The sequence below is a fragment of the uncultured Brachyspira sp. genome (assembly GCF_944390595.1).
Taxonomy (GTDB): domain Bacteria; phylum Spirochaetota; class Brachyspiria; order Brachyspirales; family Brachyspiraceae; genus Brachyspira.
In genome coordinates this window covers 1-12447 of the sequence record NZ_CALXRN010000140.1, presented here as the reverse complement: position 1 = coordinate 12447, position 12447 = coordinate 1, and the positions used below count along the sequence as shown (strand labels likewise).

At 27.5% G+C, this 12447-nt stretch carries 9 protein-coding genes and 2 pseudogenes; 6 read left to right on the top strand and 5 right to left on the bottom strand.

Going from position 1 to position 12447, the window contains the following annotated elements; genetic code table 11:
* A pseudogene (locus Q0J90_RS08375) lies at positions 1-1528 on the top strand (methyl-accepting chemotaxis protein); the annotation flags it as partial.
* A 113-nt stretch (positions 1529-1641) separates the two neighbouring features.
* On the opposite strand, the gene Q0J90_RS08370 reads toward Q0J90_RS08375, so the two are convergent.
* The 3 genes from Q0J90_RS08370 to Q0J90_RS08360 are packed head-to-tail and all read right to left on the bottom strand — an operon-like array spanning position 1642 to position 4077.
* Positions 1642-2286: a Pr6Pr family membrane protein gene (locus Q0J90_RS08370; RefSeq protein WP_297277470.1), complete on the bottom strand. Its 645-nt coding sequence runs from the start codon at positions 2284-2286 to the stop codon at positions 1642-1644.
* A 16-nt stretch (positions 2287-2302) separates the two neighbouring features.
* Positions 2303-3244 (bottom strand): ADP-ribosylglycohydrolase family protein, encoded by a 942-nt coding sequence (locus Q0J90_RS08365; RefSeq protein ID WP_297277469.1) that lies wholly within the window; start codon positions 3242-3244, stop codon positions 2303-2305.
* Positions 3245-3279: 35 nt separating this feature from the next.
* Positions 3280-4077 (bottom strand): NADAR family protein, encoded by a 798-nt coding sequence (locus Q0J90_RS08360; RefSeq protein WP_297277468.1) that lies wholly within the window; start codon positions 4075-4077, stop codon positions 3280-3282.
* A 78-nt stretch (positions 4078-4155) separates the two neighbouring features.
* On the opposite strand from Q0J90_RS08360, the gene Q0J90_RS08355 reads away from it, so the two are divergent.
* The 4 genes from Q0J90_RS08355 (at position 4156) to Q0J90_RS08340 (ending at position 8743) form a co-directional block, all read left to right on the top strand.
* The gene (locus Q0J90_RS08355) at positions 4156-5196 is read left to right on the top strand and encodes an alcohol dehydrogenase (RefSeq protein WP_297277467.1); all 1041 of its coding nucleotides are present in this window, start codon (positions 4156-4158) and stop codon (positions 5194-5196) included.
* 247 nt (positions 5197-5443) lie between these two features.
* Positions 5444-7357, top strand: a complete 1914-nt coding sequence (gyrB, locus tag Q0J90_RS08350; protein ID WP_297277466.1) for a DNA topoisomerase (ATP-hydrolyzing) subunit B — start codon at positions 5444-5446, stop codon at positions 7355-7357.
* 98 nt (positions 7358-7455) lie between these two features.
* On the top strand, positions 7456-8418 hold the full coding sequence (locus Q0J90_RS08345; protein ID WP_297277465.1) for an NAD(P)-binding domain-containing protein: 963 nt from the start codon (positions 7456-7458) through the stop codon (positions 8416-8418).
* Between the two features lie 22 nt (positions 8419-8440).
* The gene (locus tag Q0J90_RS08340) at positions 8441-8743 is read left to right on the top strand and encodes a PTS sugar transporter subunit IIB (RefSeq protein ID WP_297277464.1); all 303 of its coding nucleotides are present in this window, start codon (positions 8441-8443) and stop codon (positions 8741-8743) included.
* Between the two features lie 258 nt (positions 8744-9001).
* Here the strand turns inward: Q0J90_RS08340 and Q0J90_RS08335 are convergent, their stop codons facing one another.
* Positions 9002-9664 carry an SAVED domain-containing protein gene (locus Q0J90_RS08335; protein WP_297277463.1) on the bottom strand — a complete coding sequence of 221 codons (663 nt, stop codon included), beginning with the start codon at positions 9662-9664 and terminating at the stop codon, positions 9002-9004.
* Positions 9665-9784: 120 nt separating this feature from the next.
* Here Q0J90_RS08335 and tsaD point away from each other — a divergent pair, with 120 nt between their 5' ends.
* On the top strand, positions 9785-10798 hold the full coding sequence (gene tsaD / locus Q0J90_RS08330) for a tRNA (adenosine(37)-N6)-threonylcarbamoyltransferase complex transferase subunit TsaD (RefSeq protein ID WP_297277462.1): 1014 nt from the start codon (positions 9785-9787) through the stop codon (positions 10796-10798).
* A 10-nt stretch (positions 10799-10808) separates the two neighbouring features.
* Here tsaD and Q0J90_RS08325 read toward each other — a convergent pair.
* A pseudogene (locus Q0J90_RS08325) lies at positions 10809-12447 on the bottom strand (methyl-accepting chemotaxis protein); the annotation flags it as partial.

The following is a 12447-nucleotide window of genomic DNA, read 5'->3' as shown; positions in this document are numbered from 1 at the left end:
TATGTATCAAAGAATGGAGTTTCTTATCTTCCTGATAATAGTTATAATTTGGATTATTATACTGAGCCTAAAAGAACAGGTGATAATTATATGACAAGAATATATGAATCCGATGTTACTGAGGGGGCAATCCTATTCACATGGTGTATTCCAATAAAGGATGATAACAATAAATTTATAGGTGTTATTTTAGCAGATATTTTTGTTGATTCTATAAGCGTATTGTTGAAAGATGTTAAACCTTTTGAAGGTACAGAGATTGCTCTTTATGATGACGGAGGAGCTACTATTTATGATGGTCAAAATGAATCTAATATATTTAAGAATGTTTATGATGTTTATCCTTATTATAAAGATTATAATATCTTAGATAGTCTTAAATCAGGAAATAATGCAATGCTTCAGGCATATAGTCAGGAATTGAAAAAAAATGTAACATATATATTTGCTCCTATAGAAGTAATGAAAGGAAAATACTGGATTTTAAAAATATTGGTTCCTAATGATATACTATTTAAAGATAGCTATATATTAAGAAACATTGTAATTACCGTGTTAATTATAATATTGATTGTAGCTTCTATAATGACTCCTATTATTATTAGAAATAGAGTATCAAAAATAATAATATTGCTTTCTAAAGATATATTAGGTATGGCAGATGGAGATTTAACTATAGAGATACCTAAAGGATTCAGAAATAGAAAAGATGAATGGGGAGACATTGCACGCGGATGGGGAAGAGCTATGAATAATTTTAATAATATTATTAATACAGTAAGAAATTCAGCTGAAATGGTATCTAATGCTGCAAATGAAGTTTTATTAGGCAATAATGATTTATCAGTCAGAACAGAGTCCCAGGCATCAAGTTTAGAGGAAACAGCTGCTTCTATGAATGAAATGGCTAGTGCTATAAAAGAATCTGCAGACGGAGTTTCTCAAAGCACTTCTATGGTTTCTGATGCTAAATCGTATTTAGATAAAGCTGGTACTATTGTTGAAGATAGTGTTAATAAGATGAATGATGTTTATGAGTCGAGTAAAAAGATAATGGATATTACAAAACTTATAGAAGACATTGCTTTTCAAACTAATATACTTGCTTTGAATGCTTCTGTTGAGGCGGCACGTGCAGGAGAACAAGGAAGGGGATTTGCTGTTGTTGCTTCTGAGGTAAGAAACTTAGCACAGAATACTCAGGAATCTGTTAAAAGTATTACATCATTAATAACAGATAGTAATGAAAAAATACATTTAGCTGCTAAAAGTGTACAGGAATCCAAGGATATATTTATTGAAATCTCTGAAAAAATGGATAGTATCAAGTATAATGGATAAAATAAATGTGGCATCTCAGCAGCATGAAAAAGGTATAGAACAAGTTAATGTGGCTATAAGCAATATGGATGCTTCATTACAGAAGAATGCAACATTAGTTACAGAAGCGACTTCTGCATCTGAGTCTTTATTAAATGAATCTAAGGAATTAATTAAAGCTATAGATTATTTTAAATTGAAATCTTAAATTAAAATTAACGTCATTTACAAATTATTTTTATTTTAAATCTAGTATGTTATTAATACATACTAGATTTTTTAATTTAAATTTTTAAACTTGTAGTATTAAAATAATAATTTTTATGTTTTATTTTTTCCTAATTTTATTAGTAATTTATCTATAAAATATTCTATATATCCTAATACTGTAAAAAATAATGTAATGAAAAATACATTTCTAATTACAATTTTTAATCCGTATTTATCTATATCTACAAAAAAATAAGGATAATAACTTCCATCTGAAAAAGGTTTTCCTATTTTTGCCTTTATTAATATAAAAGCAAAATATATAATCGGTATCAAAAGCCAAAGAAGAGGATCTATTATTTTATAAATTCCCTTAATGTCAAATATAATATAGTCTAAAATCGTCATAATAGGTGCTATATAATGAACCATTAAATTTCTTACATAATCTAATCCATTTAAATCTCCTGATGTAGGGCTTAATAGGAAATGATATACCAAAAATGTAACAGTTATTGACATTGTAACAGCACCCTTAAATCTTGGATAAAATGTTTTTTTATTCTTTATGATATTAATTATATCTATTAAAAAATAAATTATTACAAGTATATTGCTTTGATAGGTAAAGTAATACAAAGTTTCTATATCAAATTGAAAATTATTATTATTGTAAAAAAGTCCAAGAAATACAGCGAAAGTTCCAATTATAATTATTAGAAACTTATACAAAATAGAAAAATTATTTTTTGTCATACAATTCTCATACTAATTAATTCAAAAAATTATTGCAAATTGAAATTATAAGCTCTTTATTAATTAGAGTATTTATCCATTCATTTGGAATACTATCTATACCATAATATAATCCTGCAAGTCCTCCGACAACAGCAGCAGTTGTATCAGTATCATAACCTAAATTTACAGCTTTTAATACAGCATCTTTATAATTTGAAGTATTTAATAATACCCATATAGAAGCTTCTAATGTATGCACAACATATCCTCCGCTTTCTATTTTTTCTTCATTTGTGTTTTGAAAATCTGGGTCAAATATTCTGCTGTAATGATTAATTTCTTTTTCATTTTTATAATAATTATAAGAATCTTTTACTGCTTTATTAATAGCTTCTTCAATATTCATATTATTTATTAAATTTAAAGCTATTGCGGTATATATAACACATGCTATTAAACTTCTTTTATGTCCATGAGTCAATGAAGAAACATTGTATATGATATTTATAATTTCATTATTTTCAAATAATTGGCTATTGAAATATTTTTTTATATAAAATGCCATAGGCAATATTCTCATAAGAGAACCATTACCGTTGCTGTATTCATCTGTTAATCCTGATTTTAAAGGAGATTTGCCATTTTTATAATTATTTACAGCATCACTTGTTGTTATTCCTATATCAAATGTAATTCCGTCTGCAGTATAAAATCCTTTATCATACCATAATACAAATTTATCCATAATATTATTGTAATCTATATTTTTATTATGAATGCTGTCAAGGAGACATAATGTTAAACTAGTATCATCGGACCATGTTCCAGCATCTTTATTGTGAGTGCCGTTTCCTATCATATTATGAGCTGGTTTTGATTTCATTTTTGTTCTTGGTATAAACTCATAAGGCACGCCTACAGCATCACCAACAGCAAGTCCAAGTATTGAGGATTTTAATTTATTTTCTAAATTCATTTGATATCTGCTCCTGTTTTATCTTAAAGATTAAATCAATTCAAATTATATTTAGTATAAAAAATCTGCCAATCTATTATATCATAATTTTTATATACTCTTTTTATTTCATCTCTTGCTTCCATTAAAGCGAAACCTAATAAATTTTCTCCTTTCCAGCAGAATGGATTTTCTATATTTTCATCATCATATTTCATCTTTATTCCCCATACTTTATCATAAGGGCTAGCCTCAGCTAATACTTTATTTTTTGTGTTTAATAAAAAAGTTCTTAATTCTATGTTTTGTGAGAATTTATAATAATTGCCTTTAAATACTATTTTATATTTCATTTTATCCCATATCCCATCATTGAAATTTTTAACTTTTCTTCCAAGTTCTTTTATAGCTTTCGGCTGATTATTCTTTAAAATTTCCTGAGCTATATCTTTATCATCAAATAATAATGCCTTGTTATACATCATATACTTTTCCATACAATTAAATGTTAAATCATTCTCTTTAAAATCTTTAATATACCATTGACTTAATGATGATTTAGTAATTTCTTTTTTATCAGAAGTATGCCCGTAGAAAAATAAAAAGTCTATTTTTTTACCTTTATTAAAATCTTTTTGAAGTTTATCCAAAGAATATTTTTGTTTTTTGTTATTTAAAAATATATTATTAGTTATTAAATTACTATCATAAAAACCTTTAAATATTATAGGCTCTTCAAAAAGTTTTTTATATTCTTCTTTGTCATTACTTGAAAGTTTATTAAAATAATTGCTGAATATTTTATTATAGGAACTGCTGTTTACAAACCATATTGGAGGCATTATATTCTGCATAAAAAATCCTTGTAAAACTTTTATAAGAGTATATCATTAAATTATTAAAACATCAAAATTATAAAATTAGGAATAAAAATGAAAGGTTTAGTATATTTAGGAAATAAAAAAATAGAATTAAAAGAAATAGAAAATCCAAAAATAACAGATAGTAAAGATGCAATAGTAAAAGTTACATTATCTAGTATATGTACAAGCGATTTTCATATAATAAACGGAGCAGTACCAAGAGCAAAAGAAAATATTGTACTTGGACATGAATTTATAGGAGAGATTGCAGAAATAGGAAGCGAAGTTAAGAAATTAAAGAAAGGCGATAGAGTATCAGGAAACTGCATCACTTTCTGCGGAGAATGCTATTATTGCAAAAATGGATTTATTAATAATTGTGAAAAAGGCGGATGGGAAATAGGATGCCGTATTAATGGATGTCAGGCTGAGTATGTAAGAGTACCTTATGCTGATATGTCATTGAATATACTTCCGGAAAATGTAACTTATGATAATGCATTATTTGTGGGTGATATTTTAGCAAGCGGATATTTCGGTGCTGAGCTTTGCGAAATAAAAAATAATGATATTGTTACAGTTATAGGTTCAGGATCTGTGGGGCTTTGTGCTATGATGAGTGCAAGAGTTTTTGGAGCTAAAAAAATAATAGCTATTGATATAAATGAGGATAGATTAAATATTGCAAAAGAAAATAAATTAGCGGACTTTTTTATAAATCCTAATAAAGTTAGTAATATAGAAGAATATATAAGAGATATAAATAATGGCAGACTTTCTGACGGCACTATAGAAGCAGCAGGAGGAGAAAATACATTTGAATTAGCATGGAAGATAGCAAGGCCTAATTCTGTAGTAGCATTGGTTGCTATGTATGAAAAGCCTCAATCACTTCCTTTAAATATAATGTATGGAAAAAATTTAATATTCAAAACAGGCGGAGTAGATGCTGTTCATAGTGATAGAATTTTGAAGTTAATATCTGAAGGTAAAATAAATACAGATTTGCTTATTACTCATAGGGTAAGATTGGATGATATATTAAAAGGTTATGAGATATTTGAGAAAAAAGAAGACAATTGTATAAAAGTAGCTGTTGAAAATTTATAATATAATAATATTGTGTAATAAATATTATCTGATAATATATTAAGGATATTTTTAATATATTGTTTTCTAAATAAAATGTGAAAATAATATGTATTTTATAATACATTTAACACAAGAAATATCGCTTTTTATTAAAAAATTAGAATATACTAACATTTTAATAAAAAAATACTGTAATTTAAATTTGTAATATTGCTTTATTCATTGTATAATAAATACATTAAAATTTAAGAGGAAAATTACAAATATGGCTGCTGCAGAAAAAACATATAGCTCGAAGAATATTCAAGTTTTAGAAGGATTAGACCCTGTTAGAAAGCGTCCGGGTATGTACATCGGTTCTACAGGTGCTCAAGGTTTGCATCACTTAGTGTATGAGGTTGTAGATAATAGTATAGACGAAGCTATGGCAGGATATTGTAAGAATATAACTGTTACTATAAAAAAAGGAAATATAATACAAGTAGAAGATGACGGAAGAGGAATACCGGTTGATATGCACCCGAAGTTGAAAATATCAGCTTTGGAAGTTGTTATGACTAAACTGCATGCCGGCGGTAAATTCGATAATGAAACATATAAAGTATCAGGCGGTTTGCATGGTGTTGGTGTATCAGTAGTTAATGCTTTAAGTACAGAATTGATAGCTGAAGTTAATAAAGATGGTAAATTATACAGACAAATTTATCATAGAGGAGTTCCAGAAGAGCCTGTAAAAGAAGTAGGAACAAGCAAAAAAACAGGAACTACAGTAACATTTAAAGCAGATGATGAAATATTTGAAACAACAGTATATGATTATAAAATATTAGCTAACAGGCTTAGAGAATTAGCTTTCTTAAATAGAGGTATAAGAATTACTCTTATAGATGAAAGAGAATCAGAAGTTGTAAGCAATGAATTTTATTATGAGGGCGGTATTGAAATGTTTATTACTCACCTCAATGAAAATAAAAAAGCATTGCATGATAAGCCTATATACCTACATAAAAATGAAGATAAAACAGATGTAGAAGTGGCTATGCAGTATGTTGATGCTTATAATGAAAATATATTCACATATTGTAATAACATTAATACAACAGAAGGCGGTACTCATTTAGTAGGATTTAGAACTGCTTTAACTAGAGTTTATACTGATTTTGCTAAAAAACTTGAATTAGATAAAAAAAATAAAATAACATTTATGGGTGAAGATACAAGAGAAGGTTTAGTTGCTGTAGTATCCGTAAAAATTCCTAATCCTCAATTTGAAGGACAGACAAAAACTAAATTAGGTAATACAGAAGTTCGTGCTGTTACAGAAAAGTTAGTAGTAGAAGGATTAAATGATTATTTCTCACAAAACCCTAAGGTTATAAAAGCTATATTAGAAAAAATAATATCTGCGGCACAGGCTAGAGAAGCTGCTAGAAAGGCTAGAGATTTAGCCAGAAGAAAAAATGCTTTGGAAAGCGATTCTTTACCTGGAAAATTAGCTGACTGTTCAGAGCAGGAAGTTGATAAATGCGAAGTATATCTTGTAGAGGGAGACTCTGCAGGCGGTACTGCTAAAGGCGGAAGAGACAGACATTTCCAAGCTATTTTACCGCTTAGAGGTAAGGTTTTGAATGTTGAAAAGGCTAGACTTGATAAAATTATAGATAATGAAAGTTTAAAGCCTATTATTGCAGCATTAGGATGCGGAGTAGGAGCTTCATTTGATATATCTAAAATAAGATACGGAAGAGTCATAATAATGGCTGATGCTGATATTGACGGATCTCATATAAGAACTTTGCTTTTGACATTCTTCTTTAGATATATGCGTCCTTTAATAGATTTGGGACATATATTTATAGCTGTTCCGCCTCTATATAAGATAAGTTTTGATAAGAAAAACTTTGTGTATGCATATACTGATGAACAAAGAGATAAAATACTAGCAGAAAATAAAGATAGAAAATACGATATACAAAGATATAAAGGTCTTGGTGAAATGAATGCAGATCAATTATGGGAAACTACTATGAATCCGGAAACCAGACTTATGTATCAAGTATTAACAGAAGATGCAGAAAAAGCAGATCAATTATTTTCTATGCTTATGGGTGATGAAGTTAAGCCTAGACGTGATTTTATTGAATCTAATGCTAGATATGTTAAGAATTTAGATGTTTAATTTATAATTTTCAATTTTTTAATATAGTATTTTTCTTACAATATTATTGATTTTTTATACAATATAATTGTATACTTTATAAAAAGGGAGGAAAAATTATGGATAATAAATATGATTTAATTATAGTAGGCGGAGGTCCAGGAGGCATTGCATCTGCTGTTGAGGCTGCTATATTAGAAATGAAAAAAGTTCTTTTAATAGAAAAAGGAGATAATCACTCTACTACTATAAGAAAATTTTATAAAGATGATAAAAGAGTAGATAAAGATTATAAAGGAGAAAGCTTAGACTTAAGAGGAAATATTAAATTTGAAACAGCTACTAAAGGCGATGTTTTAGATTTATTCAGTCAATGTTTATTCGGAAACTATATAGAAGCTATGTTCAATACAGAAGTAGAATCTATTAAAAAGAATGGTGAATATTTGGAAGTAAATACAGCAGACAATAAAACATATATTTCTAAATATGTAGTGGCTTCTATAGGTAAAATGGGAAGACCTAATAAACCTGATTATGCTATACCTGCAAGTTTGAATAATGTTGTAAATTTTAATATTTATAAATGTAAAGAGAATGAGAAGGTTTTGGTTGTAGGAGGAGGAAACTCTGCTGTTGAATATGCTTACTTGCTAGGAAAAGACAATGATGTAACTATTAATTATAGAAAATCTGAGTTTACAAGACCTAATGAAAAAAATCTTGAGACTATAAAAGAAGATATTGCAAGCGGAAAAGTAAAAGCTAAATTAGGTATTGATATTACATCTATAGAAGATAAAGGAGGAAAAGTATTAGTACATTATACAGACGGTACAGAAGATACTTATGATAGAGTAATATATGCTTTAGGAGGAGTTGCCCCTGTTGATTTTCTAAAAAGATGCGATATAAATCTTGATGAGCATGGTGTTCCTATAGTAAAAGATAATCATGAAAGCTCTGTTGAAAATCTTTATATTGCTGGCGATATATTATATAAATCAGGCGGTTCAATAGCTAAGGCTTTGAATGCTGGTTTTGATATAGTAAAACATGTTCATGAATTGATGAATAAATAATAATTAAATTGGAGTAATAATAATGTTGAAAGTATTAATTGTTTGTGCTAATGGAACAGGCACTAGTTTAATGATGAAAGAAAAGGCTCAAATGTCTTTGATAAAATTAGGAATAGAAAATTTAAAAATAGATCATTCCGATTTAAGTATAGGTGAAACAGAAGATTATGATTTAATTTTTTGTCCTATGACTTTTGTTGACAATTTTAAATATGCAGAAAAGAAAGGAATAAAAGTTATAGGTATTAATAATATTCTTTCTGAAGAAGAGTTTAAACAAAAACTAGAATCTTCCGGATATTTAGAAGAATTAAAAAGCAAATAATAAATTAAATAAATGATAATAACAGGCTGTATATTTGAGCCTGTTATTAACATCCTTCTAATAAATTGGTATTTAATATAGTACCAAGTTCATATCTGTCATTATCTTTACTGTAATTATAAATATAAAAATTTAAATGATCATATTCATAGCTTGCCATTTTCTTTCCAAGATATAAAAGCCCATTTGATGGTATTGAACTTAGTATATGAACTTCTTTTAAGTTTTTGTATTTTAAAATATCTTCAAATATTTCATCTATTTTTTTGTGAATAAATAATAGCAGTGTTTATTAAGCAAACTTTTATGAGAATGTTCTTCTAATATTAATTGATGAGTTATAGTTATTATATTGCTGTAGGAATAATCGAATCCTTTATTTATTATTAAATTTTTATCATCTTTATAAACTTGATCTATATTATCTATATTTGATTTTCCGGAAAGTATTATTCCTATTGGATGATCTATATTATCTATTCTTAAAACATTTGATTTACTATCTATAAAACTTTTTAATTCAGGCTCATCTATTTCAATATCTTTGAATCCCCAAGATACAGAATCTTTAGGTTTAGGAAGAAAATTGAAATGGTACTGATGTTTTTCTAATATATAAGCAATGGATACTAATATGCTGTTTGGTGCTATTGCATATAATACTATATTGTCTTTTGCGGTAATATTTTTTTCTTTTAATTTTGATAATAATATATTATTCAATTTTTTTATAACATTATCTAATTCATTGTCTTTTTCATTTTTATAGTCTTTATATTCTTTATCAAGGTCTATTTCTAAATCCATTTCTGGAAGTTCTCCAAAATTTTGAGATACGCCTCTTATAGAGTGGGATATTTTTATTCTCTTTATATTATCGTTTTCACTAATATAGTCAAATATCTTATTATTATCCTGCATATATTATTTAATCTCTCTTTAAACTATTTACAAATATCTTAAAAAAATATATATTTGTATAAACATTTTTGTAATAATTTTAATGTTTATTTAATACAATAATTATAACTGGAGAAAATAATGAAAATATTAGCTATAGATACTTCATGCGATGATACATCAGCGGCAATAGTAGAAAATGGAGATAATGTTTTATCATCTGTATTAAGCTCATCAATAGATGCTCATAAAGATTTTCAAGGAGTTGTTCCGGAAATAGCAGCAAGAAAACATTTAGAGGCTATTATTTTTGTAATAGATAAAGCATTAAATGATTCTAATCTTACTTTGGATGATATAGATTTATTTGCTGTAACTAATAGGCCTGGACTTTTAGGTTCATTACTTGTAGGCGTATGTGCTGCAAAATCTTTGGCATTTTCATTAAATAAACCTTTAATAGCATTAGATCATATAGCGGCGCATATATATTCACCTCATCTTACAAATAAAATAGAATTTCCATATATAGCATTGGTTGTATCAGGAGGCCATACTATAATAACTGAAGTTTATGATCATGGGGAATACAAAGTTGTAGGTACTACATTAGATGATGCTGTGGGCGAGGCTTATGATAAGGTGGCTAAGTTTTTAAATTTAGGATATCCTGGCGGACCTATAATAGATAAAATGGCAAAAGATGGTGATAAAGACGCTATAAAGTATCCTATAGTGCTTTTAAATGGGATGGATGAATTTAATTTTTCATATAGCGGACTTAAAACTGCATGCGTATATTCAACAAAAAAGTATTTAAAAAATGGATACGAAGCTACAAATGAAAATATAGCAGCAGCATTTCAAATAAGTGCTATAGAACCATTATATATAAAGACTTTAAAATATGTTGAGAAAACAGGAATTAAAAGAGTTACACTTTCAGGAGGAGTGGCATGCAATAGTTATTTGCGTGAAAGATTTGGAAATTCTAAAGATTTTGAATGCTATTTACCTGCATTAAAATATACAACAGACAATGCTGCTATGGTTGGAGGTCTTGCTTATTACATGAAAGATAAGCAGGATTTTGCTGACTACAGTTTAGATTGTGCATCAAGAGTTCTAAACAAAAAGTATAATAAGAAAAAATAAATTATAAAAATTAATTTTTCAATTGAAAATACTCTATAGATTTAATCAACTCATTGGCTTCATTTAATAATGATTCAGATGCTGATGTAGCTTCTGACACTAAAGAAGCATTTTTTTGTAATGAAGCATCCATGTTATTAATAGCTGTATTAATCTGCTCTATACCTTTTTCCTGTTCCTGAGCTGCTATATTTATTTTTTCCATTAAATTAGAAGCTGTATCCATTTTTTCTGATATTTCAATGAATATATCTTTTGACTCTTTTACACTTTTAGCAGCTAAATTAATTTTTTCATTACTATCAATAATTAATGAAGTAATATTTTTTACCGACTCTTGTGTATTTTGTGCTAAGTTTCTTACTTCGCTAGCTACAACAGCAAATCCTCTGCCTTGATCTCCGGCACGTGCTGCCTCAACAGAAGCATTTAAAGCAAGTATATTTGTTTGAAAAGCTATATTTTCTATTAATTTAGTGATATCCATAATTTTATTACTAGCATCATAAACAGCATCCATTTTACTTACACTATCTTCTACCACTTCTCCTGCTTTATTTAAATATTCTTTGGCTTCTGAAACCATAACAGTACTTGTAGCAACATTTTCTGCCGATTCTTTTACAGCACTAGCCATTTGATTCATAGATGCTGCTGTTTCTTCTAAACTAGATGCTTGTGATTCTGTTCTCTGTGATAAATCATTATTTCCTATTAGAACTTCATTTGCTGCTGTAGAAACTTGTTCTGCTGAATTTTTAACAGTATTGATTACTTTATTAAAATTATTCATTGCTTTATCCCAGCCTCTAGCTATATCTCCCCATTCATCTCTTCTCTTAATTAAAATTGGCAGGTATTTCTCTAGTTAAATCTCCGTCGGATAGAGCAACAATATCTTTTGATAAAGCACTTATTATATTAGATACCTTGCCGCTTATAATAAATGGAATAAGTAAGCAAAGCAATATAATAATTACAATTAATATTATGATTAATACAATTCTCATAATATTTGAGGCATTTAATATTTCATTTTTAGGAGTTGAAATAGCTAATCCCCAATGTACGCCATTAACTATATCTATAGAAGAAAAAGCATAGGTATAATTTATGTGAGCTTCTTCTCCATAAAATTCCATTATTAAAAATTTACCAGACTGCATATTTTCAAAAACATTATATTGTTTATAATGAGGATATACTTCATAAATATTTTTTGAAATATGTTCAGCATCATAACTATCATATACTACATTTCCATGCTGATCATATAATTCAATTGTTGTACCTTTAAATAACTGGTTATCATTTAATAATGAAGTGATAGAGTCTGCAAAAATATCAACATATATAACACCTATAAAGTTATTATCAGGTTTAATTGGAATACATAAAGTAAAAAGTCTAGTATCTTTATTAACGGTTGAATTATATATGCCTGATATATACACTTCTCCGGTTCTTTTAGGTTCTGTGTAATAATCAACATTAAAAGTATCTATGGATAAATATGATTCTCCGTTTCTTGATATATAATAATTGAATCTTCCATTAGCTGATTTGTAATTATCAGAATTAATATAATCAGCATCATTATCAATAGCATTAGGTTCAAAAGCTATTGAAAGTCCATTTATAGATTTAGG